The 18,199-nt window shown below is 32.9% G+C and carries 13 protein-coding genes; 10 read left to right on the top strand and 3 right to left on the bottom strand.

Annotated features, from left to right (window positions below; all coding sequences use genetic code 11):
* The first annotated feature begins 233 nt into the window (after positions 1-233).
* The 4 genes from bsdE14_RS08685 (at position 234) to bsdE14_RS08670 (ending at position 6,489) form a co-directional block, all read left to right on the top strand.
* Positions 234-1,535 carry a CitMHS family transporter gene (locus bsdE14_RS08685; RefSeq protein WP_264849541.1) on the top strand — a complete coding sequence of 434 codons (1,302 nt, stop codon included), beginning with the start codon at positions 234-236 and terminating at the stop codon, positions 1,533-1,535.
* Between the two features lie 204 nt (positions 1,536-1,739).
* On the top strand, positions 1,740-2,345 hold the full coding sequence (locus tag bsdE14_RS08680) for a TetR/AcrR family transcriptional regulator (protein ID WP_264849540.1): 606 nt from the start codon (positions 1,740-1,742) through the stop codon (positions 2,343-2,345).
* Positions 2,346-2,428: 83 nt separating this feature from the next.
* Positions 2,429-3,133, top strand: coding sequence for an ABC transporter ATP-binding protein (locus bsdE14_RS08675; protein WP_264849539.1), 705 nt, complete (start codon positions 2,429-2,431; stop codon positions 3,131-3,133).
* Between the two features lie 2 nt (positions 3,134-3,135).
* Complete coding sequence (locus bsdE14_RS08670) at positions 3,136-6,489, top strand: FtsX-like permease family protein (protein WP_264849538.1); 3,354 nt, start codon at positions 3,136-3,138, stop codon at positions 6,487-6,489.
* 109 nt (positions 6,490-6,598) lie between these two features.
* Here the strand turns inward: bsdE14_RS08670 and bsdE14_RS08665 are convergent, their stop codons facing one another.
* From bsdE14_RS08665 to bsdE14_RS08655, 3 genes are all read right to left on the bottom strand, one after another.
* Entirely contained in the window at positions 6,599-7,846 is a 1,248-nt protein-coding gene (locus tag bsdE14_RS08665) for an MFS transporter (RefSeq protein ID WP_264849537.1), read from the bottom strand.
* Between the two features lie 130 nt (positions 7,847-7,976).
* Positions 7,977-9,200 (bottom strand): MerR family transcriptional regulator, encoded by a 1,224-nt coding sequence (locus bsdE14_RS08660; RefSeq protein ID WP_264849536.1) that lies wholly within the window; start codon positions 9,198-9,200, stop codon positions 7,977-7,979.
* An 84-nt stretch (positions 9,201-9,284) separates the two neighbouring features.
* A complete protein-coding gene (locus bsdE14_RS08655) occupies positions 9,285-11,954 on the bottom strand; it encodes a sigma-54-dependent transcriptional regulator (RefSeq protein WP_264849535.1) in 2,670 nt (889 codons plus the stop codon).
* Positions 11,955-12,426: 472 nt separating this feature from the next.
* Here bsdE14_RS08655 and bsdE14_RS08650 point away from each other — a divergent pair, with 472 nt between their 5' ends.
* The 6 genes from bsdE14_RS08650 (at position 12,427) to bsdE14_RS08625 (ending at position 18,140) form a co-directional block, all read left to right on the top strand.
* On the top strand, positions 12,427-12,750 hold the full coding sequence (locus bsdE14_RS08650) for a PTS sugar transporter subunit IIA (RefSeq protein WP_264849534.1): 324 nt from the start codon (positions 12,427-12,429) through the stop codon (positions 12,748-12,750).
* 85 nt (positions 12,751-12,835) lie between these two features.
* On the top strand, positions 12,836-13,144 hold the full coding sequence (locus bsdE14_RS08645; RefSeq protein ID WP_264849533.1) for a PTS sugar transporter subunit IIB: 309 nt from the start codon (positions 12,836-12,838) through the stop codon (positions 13,142-13,144).
* Positions 13,145-13,302: 158 nt separating this feature from the next.
* Positions 13,303-14,670, top strand: coding sequence for a PTS sugar transporter subunit IIC (locus tag bsdE14_RS08640; RefSeq protein ID WP_264849532.1), 1,368 nt, complete (start codon positions 13,303-13,305; stop codon positions 14,668-14,670).
* A gap of 88 nt (positions 14,671-14,758) precedes the next feature.
* Positions 14,759-16,198 (top strand): 6-phospho-beta-glucosidase, encoded by a 1,440-nt coding sequence (locus bsdE14_RS08635; protein ID WP_264849531.1) that lies wholly within the window; start codon positions 14,759-14,761, stop codon positions 16,196-16,198.
* Between the two features lie 319 nt (positions 16,199-16,517).
* Complete coding sequence (locus bsdE14_RS08630) at positions 16,518-17,510, top strand: HD-GYP domain-containing protein (protein WP_264849530.1); 993 nt, start codon at positions 16,518-16,520, stop codon at positions 17,508-17,510.
* A 201-nt stretch (positions 17,511-17,711) separates the two neighbouring features.
* On the top strand, positions 17,712-18,140 hold the full coding sequence (locus bsdE14_RS08625; RefSeq protein WP_264849529.1) for a hypothetical protein: 429 nt from the start codon (positions 17,712-17,714) through the stop codon (positions 18,138-18,140).
* Positions 18,141-18,199: the final 59 nt, after the last annotated feature.

The raw sequence follows: 18,199 nt of genomic DNA, 5'->3' as shown, positions 1-18,199 counted from the left end.
ACTTAAATTCTTTAAGATTATTTTAAGATTATTTTAATATGATTTTAAAAATTTCCAAAAAAACACAAAAAGAACACAAAATGTCGAAAAAATCGTTGTATTTGAGATATGATTTTAATATAATTAGTACATACCACATTAAAACATTGTTTTGAAAACGATATAGGTTGGTTAATATTAGGAGAACGGCATGCCTTAATCTATATCAAAATAAAACAAAGGGGGAATTATAAATGACATTTTTAGCAGCATTAGGTTATTTACTAGTAATCGTTTTCATGGTATTGATTATGACCAAGAAAATGAGCCCATTTACATCACTAATCATTGTACCTCTAGCATTTGCCTTCATAGGTGGATTTGGTGCAAACATTCCTAAATTTATTCAAGCTGGTCTAAAGGGTGTAGCAACAACATCATTCATGTTATTCTTCGCTATACTATTCTTTGGTATCATGTTAACAGTAGGATTGTTCGATCCGCTTGTTGATAAGGTAGTAAAGTTAGTAAAGGGTGATCCACTTAAGATACTTATTGGTACAGCAATTTTAGCTGCAGTAGTTTCTCTAGATGGAGACGGAGCAACAACAGACATAATCGTTTGTGCAGCTTTAGTTCCAATCTATAACAGACTTAAGATAAACAAAATGTATTTAGCAGCATTAGTAGTAATGATGAATACTATACTTAATCTTATTCCTTGGGGTGGACCAACAGCCCGTGTTGCAGCAGTAACAAATATTGATGGTAGCGTACTTTTAAAGCCTTTCCTTCCAGGAATGATACTTTCTATAATTTGGATTTTAGTAGTTGCTTATTGGTTAGGTAAAAAAGAACGTAAACGTCTTGGTATTACTGAAATGAATGAAGCAGTAAATGAAATGGCTGCATCATTATCAGCAGAAGAAAAAGCTCTAAGAAGACCAAAGCTTATATGGGTAAACTTTATAATAACTGTTTTAGTTCTTATAGCATTACTTTCACAAAAGGTTCCAGCTAATGTAGCCTTTGAAATAGGAACAGCTTTAGCTTTAGTTATAAACTTTAGATCACTAAAAGATCAAAGAGAAGCAATATCACTTCAAGCTGACAGCATAATTCATACTGTAGGTATGATACTAGCAGCTGGTGTATTCATGGGAGTTTTAACAGAGTCCAAGATGGCAGAAGCTATGGGAAATCACATAGTAGGATTAATTCCAGCATCCATGGGAGGACACTTCCTAGGACTTACAAGTATAATAAGTATACCTGGTACATTCTTCTTATCAAATGATGCTTACTACTTTGGTGTTCTTCCTGTACTTTTAAAAGCTGGTGCAGCATATGGATATACTCCTTTACAAGTAGGTTTAGCAGCATTAACAGGACAAGCAGTACACTTACTAAGCCCACTAGTTGCATCAATATACCTATTATTAAACTTAACAGATCAAGACCTAGGCGAATGGCAAAAGTTCTGTTTCCCATTCATGATGGTTGTATTTATAATCTATATGGTAACACTAGCTATAACAGGTGCCCTACCTTTATAAATAAAATAAAGAGACTCCTCAGAAATGAGAACCCCTCGTTGAGGGGTTTCTTTTTTTGTCTTCAATATATTTAAGCATGAAATGTATATAAGTACTGTAAAAGAAAAAAACTTTTAAGTAATTAATTTTAATAAAATATTAGATTTCAACTGTTGACAATAGTGATAATTTGGCATAAAATCAAAAGTGAACGGGGGTTTTCTAATGCAATATTTGAAGGATGAAGTTCGGAATAGTATAGCTGAAGAAGCATTGAAAGAATTTATGGAGAAGGGCTATGAAGGGGCATCTATAAGAAGCATAGCTAAAAAATCAAATACATCGGTAGGAAATATATATAAATATTTTGAGTCAAAAGAAGATTTATATGAAAATCTTATAGGAGCTGTATATCATAGGCTTATGAATTACATAGACCAGTTTGATAAGGTGGAGCTTAACGATAAGGCAGCACTTATATTTAATGAGCTTGCGCAAGAGATTGTGGAGATATTTAATGACAGCAGTGCAGAGATATCTATTCTTCTTAATCAAAGCAAAGGCTCTAAATATGAAAACTGTAAAAGTATCTTTGTTGATTTTATAACTAGAATAGTTACGGAGCAAATGGGGTATGAATTGTCTACTAGAGGAAAAAGACTTAAGGATAATTTTACAATATACCTTGTTTCATACAGTATTGTTGAGTCCATAGCTATTATAGTTAGGGAGCGCTGTGATGGTGCTGAGGTGAAAAGGCTTATAATTAATCTTATTGATATTTTCTATGCAGATATGGCAAATAAATTGGACAGTGAAGATATAGAATAATATTATGCTTCCTTAATAGGAAGTGTATTTTTTGAAGTAAAAGAGAACCATGGTTCACGAAGTTGTGAAGGAGGAGCATATTAATGGGTAATTTTGTAGAATTAAGGAATGTAAAAAAGAGCTATGATATGGGAGAAGTAATAATTAAAGCGGTTGACGATGTTTCCTTTTCAATAGATAAGGGAGAGTTTGTTGTTGTTCTTGGTGCCAGCGGTGCAGGAAAATCAACAATACTTAACCTTTTGGGTGGTATGGATCATGTGTCAGACGGAAGTATATTCGTAGATGGAAATGAAATAAGCAAATATAGTAAAAAAATGCTTACAAAATATAGGCGTGATGATATAGGCTTTGTATTCCAATTTTATAATTTAGTTCAGAATTTGAATGCAGTGGAAAATGTAGAGCTTGCAGTAGAAATATGCAAAGATTCTATGGATCCAATGGAAGTGCTTAAAAATGTTGGACTGGGAGATAGACTTTATAATTTTCCTTCTCAGCTTTCAGGTGGAGAACAGCAGAGAGTGTCAATAGCAAGGGCTATTGCGAAAAATCCTAAACTGCTTCTATGCGATGAACCTACAGGAGCGCTGGATTACAATACAGGAAAGTCAATTTTAAAACTACTCAGCGATACAGTTAAGATGTACGGCATGACAGTTATTGTTATTACTCATAATTCTGCCATAGCTCCAATGGCTGATAAAATAATTACTGTGAAAAGTGGGAAGATATCAAGTGTTAAGAAAAATGAAAATCCAGTTTCCATAGAAAGTATAGAGTGGTAGTTATGAAAAAGACATTTTTTAAAAATTTATTTAGGGATATAAAGGGGTCGCTTTCAAGATTTTTATCCATAGTTGTAATCATTGCAGTAGGAGTAGCTTTTTATGCAGGTGTTAGAGCTACAAGTCCTGATATGAAGATGTCTGGAGATTATTATTTTAATAAAAATAATCTTATGGATTTTAAGCTAATTTCTACTCTTGGACTTACTAAGGATGATGTAGCTGAAATTGAAAAGCAAGGCGGAGTAACACAGACAGAGGGAGCTTACTCGATAGATGCTGTAATAGAGATGAATAAGCGGCAATTGGTGCTTAATATTAACTCGCTGCCAAAAGAAAATGGCATTAACAGTATTAATGTTACACAGGGCAGAAAGCCAGAAAAGGCTAATGAAGCAATAGTAGAAGAAAAGTTTTTAGAGCAAAACAAGCTAAAGCTTAATGATAAAATTGTACTTAAGTCTGGAAATGACACCAATATAGAGGATAATCTTAAAAATACGGAGTTTACAATCGTGGGAACTGCAGAGTCTCCACTGTATGTATCTGCACAAAGGCAGCTTAGCTCAGTTGGTAACGGTTCTGTAAGAGGCTTTGTGTATATACTTCCTGAAGTTTTCAAAAGTGAAGTTTATACAGAAGCATATGTAAGAACCGCGGGAGCTAAATCTGACAGCAGCCTCTTAAATAATACAGACTATAAGAATTATGTTCAGAATATAGAAAAGTCACTTAAGGATATTGGAATATCAAGAAATGAAATAAGATATACTGAGGTCCTAAAAAGTGGAAATGATAAATTAAGTGAAGCACAAGCAAAATTAGACAGCTCTAAAAAAGAAGCTGATGAAAAATTTACTGACGGCTACAAGCAGCTAGCAACAGCTCAAGATAAAATAACTAAAGGCAAAGAAGAGCTTAAAAAGAATGAGGCACTTTTCAATCAAAAGATGTCAGAAGGTAAAAAGCAGATTGAAGATGGAAAGAGCCAAATTGTGTCTGGAGAAAATGAAATAAATAGTAAGAAGAGTGAAATCGAAAATGGAAAGCTTCAGCTTGCAGAGGGAAAGAAAAAGCTTGATGAAGGTGAAACACAGCTGAATGCTGGCAAGCAGCAAGCAGCAGAAAAGATTTCCTTGGCAATATCAACTGAGGTAGAAAAAGCAAAAAAGCTAATGGAGTCTTCTCCCGCAAATCCAGTATATATTTATCAGTACAATGCTATTAATCAAATGTATGAGAAAGATATCAAGGGAAAAAGCTTCGATGATATGTATAGCTCCCTTAAAAGTGATAATTTGTTAGATAATATAAAGGCTTATTTTGATATTGAAGCCTTAAAAAATAGTTTTGACAAGTCAGCTGCTGAAATAAGCACTGGAAGAGAGCAGCTTTCCATAAATGAGAAAAAGCTTCAGGATGGAGAAGTACAGCTTAATAACGGCACAGCACAACTTGAAGCAAGCAAGAAAAAAATTACTGAGGCAGAAGCTCAGTTAAACAAGGGTAGAGCAGAAGGGTTAGCAAAGCTAAGCAGTGGAAGAGAACAGCTTGAGGAAGGGCAGAAGGAAGTTGATGAAAATACTGAAAAGTTAAAATCAGAAGAAGAAAAGGCAAAGACTCAAATTAAAGATGCTGAGGCAGAAATACAGAAAAACAGGGATAAGCTTAATGATATTAAAAAGCCTGACTGGTATGTTCTTGGGAGGTCTGCAAATGTAGGCTACGAAACCTATAGACAGGATAGTGACAGAATTGATAATATAGGAAAGGCCTTCCCGCTAATATTTTTCCTAGTAGCATCATTAGTAAGTCTTACTACAATGACAAGAATGGTGCAGGAGAAGAGAATTGAGATAGGAACCTTTAAGGCTTTAGGATATTCCAGGGCTTCAATAGTATCCCATTATCTTATTTATGCTCTTTCTGCCAGTGTAATTGGAAGTATTATTGGTATTTCAATTGGGTTTAGATTGTTTCCTCCTCTTATAATAAATGCTTATGGTTCTCTTTATGCAATTCCTAACTCGGTAACGCCTTTTAATTCAGGGCTTGCACTTCAAGCATCAATAATTGCTGTATTATTTACAGCTACAGCAGCAGTTGCAGCAACCTTGGAGGAATTAAGAGAGGTACCAGCGTCACTTATGAGACCAAAGCCACCTAAGGCTGGTAAAAAGATATGGCTGGAGAGAGTTGGTTTCATATGGAAGAGACTCAGTTTTACAGAAAAGGTTACTGCAAGAAATATATTTAGATACAAGCAAAGGCTCTTTATGACGGTAATAGGTATTGCCGCCTGCACTGGACTTATGATAACAGGCTTTGGTCTAAAAGAAGGAATAATTGGGGCAACAGAAACCCAGTTCAGCAGTATCTATAGATATGACATGCAGGGGAATCTCAGCAAAAATATAAACGAAGCTGATAAGAACGATATAAAAGAAAAAGCTTTGAAAAACTCCAATATAAAATCCATGCTATTTATCTATTCAAAAAATAGCTCTGTAAAGGTAGGAAACTCAAAAAGTGAAGATGCTTATATCATAGTTCCTGAAGATAAGGATGCTCTTAACAGCTATATAAATCTTACAATGAATGGTAAGGAACTAAAGCTTGATGATAATGGGGTAATCTTAACTAAAAAGTACTCTAAGCTAATTAATAAAAAAGTAGGAGATACAGTAGAAATTACTCTAAATGATAAGGTGGTAGAGGCTAAGGTTTCTGCTATAACCGAACATTATATTCAGCATTATATTTATATGAGTCCAGCTTATTATGAAAAGATAACAGGCAGTACTATAGCCTATAATGGCTTTTACGGACTACTCAATAATAAAGCTGAGGCAGATGAGAATAATACATCAAATATGTTAAAGAGTATTAATAATATAAATTCTATAGGCTTTAAAAACAATGTACATGTTGATTATAATAAAAGCATTGACAGTGTTAATTCAGTAGTGCTGGTGCTAATAGTATCAGCGGGTGTTCTTGCCTTCGTTGTAATATATAATCTTACTAATATTAATATTACAGAGAGAAGAAGGGAACTTGCCACAATAAAGCTATTGGGATTTTATGACCATGAATTAGCTGCTTATATATACAGAGAAAACATGATATTAACTGTGATAGGAAGTTTAACAGGGATACTCTTTGGAATACTTCTTAATAAATACGTTTTATCAACTGCAGAAACAAATGTTATAATGTTTTTGCAGAAAATCAGTCCCAAATACTTTTTATATTCTGTTTTACTTACAATACTATTTTCTGTAGTGGTAAATCTAGCTATGTATAAGAGGTTTGATAAGATTGATATGATAGAATCACTTAAGAGCGCAGAATAGTATTATAAATAAGTATAGCTGAAAATAAGAATTAAATTAGTGTACAAAAACAGCAATTAAAAAAGGTCTCATTGTGCTTAATAAATATCTTGGCACTGAGGCCTTTTTTCTATTTAATATATAGTATACTGAAAATACAAAGACCAACACCGCCTACTATTGATAAGGTATAAGTAGGTACAATGTTTATCAAGGCGCCTGCCATAATAAGTGCAAATGGAAGAACCATTTTCGCAATGCTAATACCAAGGCTTAGTACTCTACCTCTGAAATTATCGGGTATGGTTTGCTGTAGTATATAAAAAATTGGGATATCAATAAAGGATATTGCAGTGCCTGCTGATATAGTAATTAAGATATAATATATTAAATAAAAGCTAGCAATGTGAATTTTATAATTTAGAATAACCGAAATGCCTATTGCTGCCATACAGGCGGATAGTAATATACTGCTGAATTTTATTATTTTCGTATAAGAGTATTTTCCCATTATCTTTTTAATTATAAGAGCACCGCAGATCATACCAACGGGAAAAGCAGCCTCTATTATTCCAAAGAACTTAGCATTTAATTTTAAAACATTATTTATTATATAGGGCATAGGAACACTTATTGAAAGTCCAAGGAAGAAGTTCAATGCAATATAAATTCCAAACATACTTATAATATTCTTTTTATCTTTTAAATATTTAATGCCTTCTAATATATCTGCAAATAAATTAAGCTTATCTTTCACCTCACAGTTATTATAGTTGAATTTAAAATCAATAAATAAATGAAGCAGTGCTGATAGTATAAAGGAGAAGCCGTTAATAAGGATAAATACTCTTATATTAAAAAAGGCAAATACTATTCCACCAAGCATTGGACCTATTATTGAAGAAGAGGCATCAATGATTTTGCTTATAGAATTCATAGAAAGTAGTTTTTCAGAGGATACTAGATTTGGTTTTGCTGTTTCAATACTAATACCGTAAATAGTAGTAAAAATATTCAAGAAAAGTGTACTTACATAAATCATTGGAAGATTTAAAGTGTATTTAGTAGTTAGTAAATATATTCCTATGAGCAAAAGGCCATTTAAGGTATCTGTAACTATGGTAAGAATTTTTTTGTTAAGCCTGTCAGCAAGTGCACCAGCAAAAGGATTTACAAGGATTGCAGATATAATACCAAGTACAAGTGTTGTTGCAAAACTCAAGCCAGAGCCAGTGAGCCTTAACACATACAGTCCAATGGCAAAATTGTATATGGAAGTACCAATTAATGAAATACAGCTTGCTGTTGAAAGTAACACTATATTTGATATTTCTTTATTTATTAAAGAACGCTTCGGTGATAAGGATGACAGTAACATTTTAATTCCCTCCTTTAGGATGTCGCTTTTTTTATATTATAGCCTTAGTATAAGCTGTAGCCTTATCACCACATCAATACATGAATATATAGAATTTTACTATAAAAATGAGAAGAAGATAGGGTTAACCCTATCTTTTTCCAAGTGCTAAATAAGAATGGACCTTTTCTCCATCTTTAAAATAACTTTCGTACTTTCCGCCTTTTTCTACGTACTTTGATATGCTTTCTTCAGTTATAGTGTACTTAAGCTCTAGAAGCTGCTTCTTAACTTCCTCTAGCATAAAATTCTTTCTATATATATTTTGTATTAAACTGTTAAATGCAAAGTTTTTAAACAAAATATAGGTACCTACTAAATAGGCTTTTTCTTTAATATAATTGTCTACCAATTTTAATAGAAATTCCTCGTTATCAAAACTGAAATTACTTGTTCCTGAAATATCCATAAGCACATCTATGGATTTATTTTTTATTGGAATTTGTTTAAAATCTGAACAAATAAAAAGCACATTTTTCTTACAGCTTGCAGTTTGCAATATATTTTTTAAAAATATGTGTCTGCTTATATCATAATCTACTGCAATGTATAGGGAATTATCAGGCAAATCCTCATATATACTTCTTAAAAAAAATCCTATTCCAGAACCTAATTCTAATATTGTCTTGTTTTTAAAACTATCAAAATCAATCTTTTTATGAAGCCAATCTATTCCGCGATAGACATTATCTAAATAATCCATGTTAGTAGAGGTTATGTAGTCAGTTATATAGTTAAAATCAAAATTAATGCTAATATCATTATTTGGGGCTTCGTTTATTACCTTCAATATTCCATCTTCAATGAGGTATTCCTCACCACAGGCACAGGTCAACTTTCCGTTTATAATTTGATTGTTTACTATGGTTCCTTCGCTAAGCACTAAGTCATTTTCACATTTTAAGCATTTTAAAAGCTCTAATGCCTTTAGATCTACACCTATAATAAATGTATTGCTGGTTTCGTTATCTGAAAGGCTGCTTAATTTTTCCTTTAGCTTTTGCTGCATATCAGTAATTTCTTTCATTTGAAATTCAAGCTGCTTAGCCTTATTTATAAAAAGTGTTTTAAAGCATTGGTTTTCTTGATACTTGGTGAGTTTGCCAAATCTTTTAAACAGAAAAATCGATTTGATCTCACTTAAAGAAAATCCCATCCCCTTTAGCGACAGGATATCCTGCAAATCCCTTACGCATTTGTCATCAAAATCATATTGGCCACCTTGTTTTTCAGGTATTATCAGGCCCATGTCCATATAATGGCGTACAGTGTCTATAGTCAAACTATTGATTTCGGCAAATTTACCAATCTTCATAGCATTACCCCCATAAACATCAATTTCTAATAATAAATAATTATATCATATTAGAGGAGCTAACCAGCACTGTACGCAGCTTTTTTAATCTAAAAAGAATTTCATCACATAGCAGATTTCATCATCAGATATTTCTGCAGAATATTTGCTGCATAAGAAAATAAAGCATTCTTTTACTAAAGTATAAAGTTTTAGATTTTCAGCAATAAAATCCTTCTTTTCAGGATACTCAATTAAGCTATCACCAGATATGAGCTTGCTTATCATAAAGGCAAGATGAAGAGTTAATCCAATTAGCTTTTCATTTTTTAGTTTGATGGATAATTTGTTTTCTAATCTGTCTAAAGTGTAAGATAGGTCGTTATATAGTTCGATTCCATCTACATTAACTATATTTTCTTTTAATATTAAAGGCATTTTTATTAAGGTAGTTTTTATATCTATGCTTTCTTGCAGTTCATTTATTACTCTCATGTTTACTACGTCGTACATGCTGTACTGCTTTATATCTATATCAATAGGGAAGGAAGTAACTATAAACAAGATTTCTTTATCTTCTTGAATTTTTGCCAGTCTCTGTTTGAAATAATTTTTATCTAAACAATTAAGAGCAACTATTTCAAATATGTCTTTATCATATTTTAGATTATTATTCAGGAAGCTTTTCAATGCCACAGAACCACCTTCACCAGTAAGACAGGCGGTGACTATTACAACCTTCTTTTTGTCATTATCTATAATTGGCTCTTTTAAGGTACGGTTCGCTTCAAAGTATGAATTTACGGCAAGTACTTCTCTGTAAATGTCATCTAAAGGAAGACCCAGTAAAGCCTTTCTAGCTGCTTCAAGCACATGAAGGGTTGACACAAGAGGTATTACTTTTGCCTTAATATTAAATTCCTTGACTATTGTATCTGCGAAGGTAGTAAGAGAACCCATGTCAACAAGTAAAAGGTAATCTCCAGCACTTGTATCCTCAGCTACTAATTTTCTTAGTTCATCTAAAACTATAGAAGGTTTTACGTCAATAGGCGCATTTATGCCAATAACATAGGTTTCACCCAAAAGTTTATTTGCAACATCCGCCATTGAGGTTGCGGTAGAATCCCCATGTGCAATTAATATAACTTTTACTTTATCATCATTTTTATTAGTTCTATGCTCTTCGGGAAGAAGGAAGATAGTTAAATAAGCAGCTTCATCCTCTGGTATAGAGTGATGTATATACTTTTCTATAATTTCCTTTCCTTTAAGTGCTATATTAAATTCCTTAGGATATAGCTCTTTTATTTTGTCTAGTTTAGGATTAGTAATTGATTCGTTGCTGTGAACCCTGTTAATAAGAGTGTTTATATGAAGGGCCAAAGCAGTGTATATATTATTACTAAAGTTTCTTTTTAACTCAGAAGCCATATAGTAGATGACTTTATCTATGCAGTCTAGGGTATGCTCATCTATAATACTGAGCAGATTTCTTTTAGTTACTTCCTCAGATACTCCGCTAATATTCTTGTCAAAATATCGTATTATATCTTTTTCTAAAATGTTTTCTATAGCTATATCTGATATGCCTTGAGCTTTCAAGTTTTCAAGCTTATGCTCTATTATTTCATATATACTATTTCTCTTGCTATAAGCTTCTTCATTATTAAATTCAATAGAGTTTGAGAACTTGAAATACTCTATCTCTTCTCCCACTAGTTTATTCCAAAGAACTCTATGTTCCTTTTCCTTATAAAGTCCTTCCTTTATATACAGCGGAAGGTTAGAACTATTTATTCTTACATCAGACTTAATATTTGTTAGTAATTCAGAATAGGCTTTTGCGCAGATCAGCTGTACATCACTTTTTAGCTGACCTATATTATTAGGACAGTCATAAGACAAAAATGCTCTTATAGTGTTTAATGATACATAGATATCCTTGTTAAGACGCACACTCTCTTGCTTAAAAAAGCTTCTAACCATATAAAGCCTTTCCTCTAGAGATCTTTCTTTTAAGGATGGAATTTTAATCATCATAGGTATTCTTCTGACGAAGGTTTTTAAAAGTGACGAATTTGGGTCTTCAGTAGTAGCAGAAACTATAAGCACATCCGATTTTCTTGTTTCAAAATCACCCATTCGTCTAAAACAGCCGGTATCTAGGAAAGTAAACAATATTTCTTGTCCTTCTGGTGGAAGCCTGTGTACCTCATCAAGAAAAAGTATTCCTCCGTCAGCCTTTTCTATTAATCCAACTCTATCTGCTTCCGCTCCTGTATAGGTTCCTTTTTTTACACCGAAAAGCTGTGAAGTAAGCAGTTGAGGGTTATTACTATAATCAGCACAGTTAAACACTATAAAAGGTGAATTTTCCGATTTTACTTTCATCTCTACAGCATAGTCATACATTAAGGAGGCAATCATAGATTTCCCGACGCCTGTATCCCCAAGTAATAAGGATGGCAATCCTTTTGGAGGATATAATATAGCTGCTTTAATCTGTTCTATTGCCTTTTTTAAACTGATGTTATGCTTTGCTAATTCATCTAGCTTACTTTCCTTACTTATGCTGTTTTTAGTGTTTGAAATAAAAAACAGTACGGGCCTTCCAGAAGACTTTTGTACCTTTCCTTCTTTGCATAGGGTATTTAATTCATGACTTACATTTGCTCTAGTCATATTAAGAAGTGGAGCTAGTGTTTGAGCGTCAATGCCTTTATCATCGTTTAATTCCAGCAGTTTGTTATATATTAAATCCTTCTTATTCATGAAGTTCACCTCGAATAAATTAATTATATTATAAATTAATTCTAGAATAACAACTACCTAGAGTTTAATATAAATAAACACTATAGTCAAACACTAAATTTCATTGAATATAGTTCAAACACTAGTGTGGTAAAAGCAAACACTAATGAATTCGTGTAAACATTATCAGCTTTAGTTTTTTTCTGAGCTTCAGTTAATAATTATTGTGAAAAAAATATAAAACCATGAATAGCTTATTTACTGTAATTATGGCACAAAATAATAAAAAACATTATAGTTTAGCTTTTATTTTTAGTGTTTTGGCATACAACTTGCTAATTATATAAGTGTAAAGGTAATAATAAATTTAATTTCTTATTATTCTAATAAAAAACAAACCACTCTTTAGTGTTTGGCACGAAAGTTGCTCTATAATACATTAACAATAGTAATTAGCAGATTAAAATAAGAGCTAGTAATGGAGGTAGAAAAGATGGAAGAAATCGAATTATCAATTATGAATATAATAATAAATGCTGGTGAGGCTAAGACTCATGCTTATGAAGCACTTAGAAAAGTAAATGAGGGTGAATATGATGCAGCAGATGAAGAAATGAAGAAATCTAATGATGCATTAGAAGTAGCTCATAATTTTCAAACATCCTTTATACAAAAGGAAGCAAGTGGAGAAAAGGTGGATATAGGAGTTTTATTCGTACATGCACAAGATCACTTAATGACTGCCATATCAGAAAAGAATTTGATAGAGCAAATTATTGAACTAAGAAAAGTAGTTAATACTTTATTGAAAAAATAACAGCAGTTGATAGTAATATTTAATCATCAATAGTGTTTTACACTTAATAATATAAGAATTAATAAATTAGAGGAGGGCGTTTACAGTGTTAAAAATCAGATTGTTTTGTGCAGCAGGTATGTCTACAAGTTTCCTAGTAACTAAGATGAAAAAAGCTGCTGAAGTCAAGGGAATAGAGGTAGATATAGAGGCGCTACCAGAAAGTTCCTTAGAAAAGAGCTTAGATGAAGTTGATGTAGCTTTACTTGGACCACAGATTGGATTTGCCTTACCAAAGGTAAAAAAGGTATGCGATGCAAAAGGAGTACCAGTTGAAGTAATTCCAATGGTAGATTACGGAATGATGAATGGGGAAAAGGTTCTAGCACTAGCTTTAAAATTAGCAGGAAAATAAATAAAGTACCCCAATTAATATTAATAGCAACCGTCCAGAGCTACTTAATAATATATGCAAAAGGGGTACCAGGTACATTATAACTAATATGATGACTTAATTCAATTTGAAATTATTATAAATTTTGTGAAAACGATTAGGAAAGAAGGGGTATATAAATGAGTTTCCAACAAACTGTTCAGGAAAAGGTTCTACCAGTTGCTAATAAAATAGCTTCAAATAAATTTTTAAAGGCAGTAAGCGATGGATTTATGTCTTTAATGCCAGTAATAATAATAGGTGCCATTTTTTCACTATTTAATACATTATCTATAGCACCTTATCAAAAGTTTATAACATCTATAGGATTAAAACCACTACTAGCAATACCTAATGCAATAACAAATGATATTCTTGCAATCTATGCAGTATTCTTTATAGCATATAATCTAGCTAAACACTATGATAAGGATCAAGCCAGTGCAGGACTTATAGCTTTAATTACTTTCTTTGCTATTACTCCAATTAATAATACTTCAAGTATTATAGGAGGCTTCTTAAAAACTAATAAGCTTGAGCTTGCTAAAGGGGTTACTGTTCCAGCAGCTAATGTTATACCTTATGATTGGATAGGTGCAAAGGGTCTATTTGTTGCTATTATAGTTGCTCTAGTTTCCACTGTACTTTACAGCAAATTGTTAGATAGAGGTTTAGCTATCAAAATGCCTGATGGAGTACCACCAACAATTTCAAAGTCTTTTGCAGCATTAATGCCTGGTTTTGTAATTATAATTCTGTTCATGCTAGCTGATAGAGCTGTAACACTATTACCTTTAAAAGGCATTACAGGAATACATTCAATGGTTTATACGCTAGTGCAAGCACCTATGGAAGCATTCTTAGGAAATAATGTAGGTTCATACTTATTTGCAATTTTCATTGCTCAGCTTCTTTGGTTATTTGGTATTCACGGTGTAACAGCAGTTATACTTCCAATATTCTATCCACTATGGACATCCTTAACAACTGCCAATTTAACAGCTGCAAACGCAGGAGTATCAGCATTTGCACTTCCAAATATAATAAACAGATCCTTCTTTAATGTATATGGAGTAGCTGGTGGTTCAGGATTAACGTTAGGACTATGTATCTATATGATGCTAAGAGCAAGAAGTAAACAATATAAAACACTAGGAAAGCTTGCATTCCTATCAAATATTTGTGGTATTAATGAGCCATTAGTATTTGGAACTCCTATGGTTCTTAATCCTTACATGGCAATTCCATGGATTGTAGCACCAATGGCTTCCGGTTTATTAGCTTATATTTTAACTGCAATGAATATCCTTCCTAGACTTACAACTATAATTCCATTAGGAACACCAATTGTAATGTCAGGCTTTATGGCATCAGGAACAGCTTCTTGGAGAGTAGCTTTATTCCAAATAGTTATGGTAGCTATATCTGCTGTAATCTATATTCCATTCTTTAGAGCTATAGATAAAAAAGCTCAAGCAGATGAAATAGCCGCTGAAAAGGCAAACTAAATATCATTGAAATATAGTATTAAAATAACCAAGCTAGCTTTCACCTAGCTTGGTTACTTGGTTAATATAAAAGAAGGAGAAAGTAAATATGGAGAAAATAAAAGGATTCCCAGAAGGATTTTTATGGGGAGGAGCTACCGCTGCTAACCAATGCGAAGGCGGCTATTTAGAAGGAAATAAGGGATTGTCAACAGTAGATGTAATTCCTGCAGGGAAAGATCGCCTTCCTGTTATGAAGGGAAAAATGAAGATGCTTAATTGTGACAAGGAGCATTATTACCCAAGTCATGAAGCTATTGATTTTTATCATTACTTTGAAGAAGATATAGCATTATTTGCTGAAATGGGCTTTAAGACTTTTAGGCTTTCTCTTTCCTGGGCGCGTATATTCCCTAATGGAGATGATGAAACTCCAAATGAGGAAGGATTAAAGTTTTATGATAGAGTTTTTGATGAGTGCCATAGATATGGTATTGAGCCATTAGTAACTATAACTCACTTTGACGTACCAATGCATCTTGTAAAAACCATCGGTTCCTGGAGAAGCCGCAAGATGGTAGATTATTATGAGAGGCTTTGTGAAGTAATCTTTGAAAGGTATAAAGATAAAGTAAAGTATTGGCTAACCTTTAATGAGATTAATATGCTGCTGCACTTGCCATTCATAGGTGCAGGCCTAGTGTTTGAAGAAGGAGAAAATGAAGAAGCTGTAAAGTATCAGGCAGCACACCACCAATTGCTTGCCAGTGCAAAAGCAACTGAGATAGCTCGCAGAATAAATCCTGAATTCAAAATTGGGTGCATGCTTGCAGGTGCTAGTACTTATCCAAATACCTGTGCTCCAGAAGATGTATGGAAGGCAATGACAAGAGACAGGGATAATTATTTCTTTATTGATGTTCAGTCTCGTGGAGAATATCCAAATTATGCGAAGAAAATGTTTGAAAGATTGAACATTAACATTAGGATGGAACAGGGAGATGAAGAACTTCTAAGGAATAACACTGTAGACTTTGTTTCCTTTAGCTACTATGCTTCAAGATTAGCTAGTGCTGATCCAAAGGTAAATAGTCAAACTTCAGGCAATGTATTTCCCACATTAAGAAATCCATACCTAAAAGCAAGTGAATGGGGATGGCAGATTGACCCACTTGGACTTAGAATTACTTTGAATGCATTATATGACAGATATCAAAAACCACTGTTTATAGTAGAAAACGGTCTAGGTGCTGTAGATACTCCAGATGAAAAGGATTATGTAGAAGATGATTATCGTATAGATTATTTAAGAGCGCACGTTGAGGCAATTAGAGATGCTATTAATGAAGATGGTGTAGAGCTTATGGGATATACAACCTGGGGCTGTGTAGATTTAGTAAGTGCATCAACTGGCGAGATGAAAAAGCGATATGGCTTTATATACGTTGATAAAGATAATGAAGGTAACGGAACTTTAAAAAGGACCTTAAAAAAGAGCTTCTATTGGTATAAGAAAGTCATTGAGACAAATGGTAAAGATTTAGAATAGGAAAAAAAGAATAGTTTTGAAGGCGCTGCAAATTGCTAAAAAATAGTGTTGCAGAGCCTTTTTTATAGCAATATTTTAATTGTTTTATAATTTTAATTAAAAAATAGTTTTTTATTACTGGTTTGCCATTTACAAAACACCTGTTATTTAAGTAAAATATATATTAAAGAGATAAATTGTAGAAATATGAAAATTTTTATAATACCTACAAAAAAATGAATAAGTAACGTACTATTAATTAATAGGGATAATTATAAAGGTTTGATTTACAATCTATTTTTATTAATATATGGGCGGATAATGATAACGGGGTGATAAAATGAAGCTAGTTATGACCAGTAATAAGATAATAGGTGCGGTTTTAGCTAACCCTATTTATATGGAAAATGGAATAATGTTCTTAAATAGGGGAAATAAAATAACTGAGTCCGTAGTAACTAGATTAAAAAGGATGAATGTTACCACTTTATATATAGAAGATGGCAATGATGAAATTACTCTGCAGGAAGTGTTACCTGCTCCTATAAAGCTTCGTGCAATAAAGGCTCTGAAGGAAATATTTGAAGAAGTGCAAAAGAGAGAGTATGTGGATGACAAAAAAGCTGCTGCTATTGTAGCTGATGTTATGAGTAATATAAATTTATCCGAGAATGCTACAATGATAAGCAACCTAGCGCCGAATGATGACATATCAAAATTAGCAGTACATTCCTTAGACGTAACTATGTTAACCTTGATGGTAGGTATTCGTAAAAAATATGATGAAAAGAAATTGATGAGACTGGGGATGGCTGCTTTACTGCATGACATAGGCAAGCTATTTACTAATGATAAAGCCCATGTAAAAAAAGGCAGGGCATTATTAAAGGCAAATTCTGCAATCATGTCAACAACATACATGGCTGTATATTATATGTATGAAAGAGAAGATGGAGATGGCCTGTTTAAGACTCCTGCTGAGAATGTACATGAGTTTGCCAAGATTCTTGGAATATGTAATGAATATATAAATGAGATAAGTGGAAGTGGACAAAAATTAACGCTCCCTCATGTAGCAATAGAAAAAATAACAGCGGAGGCTATTAGTAAGTATGGTAGTGAAGTGTACAAAGATTTTCTTGATTCAGTGTACTGTTACCCAAATGGACTGCAAGTGAGATTAAATAATAAGCAAAAGGCAGTAGTGGTTATGCAAAATAGTGGATTTACTACGAGGCCTGTTTTAGCTGTTGAAACTAATAACAGTTATAAGTTTTGCAATTTAATGGAACCAAAAAACTTGACACTTTTTATAGAAGAAGTAATGATGTAAGAGGTTTATAAAATCCGTAAATGAAATTTAGGAGACCATCCTAAATTTCATTTACGGATTTTTATAATAATAAAGCAAATAAGTATCTATTAAGATTTATAATTTTATATAATGTTTAATACGAAATAGATTCAATTGATGTAGCAAAAGGTTATGAAATTTAATATAATATATTGTTATTACTTTACAGGAGTGTATTCAATGTATATTAATGACTTTAGAGATATTAATGACGACGCTAATTTTGATGACGATTCCAATTTTTATGATCCAAATGATATCTATGAACTAGAAACTGAAGATTTACCTTTACAGTGTCCATACAGACAAATGGTTCCTTTACCAGACTTTAGACAAGGACCACAAAGACCTCCATCTCCACCACCAAGCTATACACCAAAGGAGACTGAGGCACAGCAATTTGGCGCTGCTCCTTTTGCCATAGACCAAGGTGCAATTAGACATTGTGTTTTTAGATTTGTTTATATTTGGCCAAGAAGAGGTCCTGGATTCTGGGCATGGCTCACATTTGTAGGTAGAAGGTCTATAGCTGGCTTCAGGTGGAACGGAAGATCTTGGAGATATTTTGGAATGAGTCTAAGAGAAATAAGAAGATTCAGATGCCATTAGAAACGTCAACATGTGTGGAGGTAGAGATGATAAAATTTCAATCTTTTCATGGTATCGTC

This window comes from Clostridium omnivorum (genome assembly GCF_026012015.1).
In the GTDB taxonomy this organism is placed as follows: Bacteria; Bacillota; Clostridia; order Clostridiales; family Clostridiaceae; genus Clostridium_AX; species Clostridium_AX omnivorum.
The sequence above is the reverse complement of the archived record's forward strand: the minus strand, read 5'-3'. Positions and strand labels throughout refer to the sequence as shown.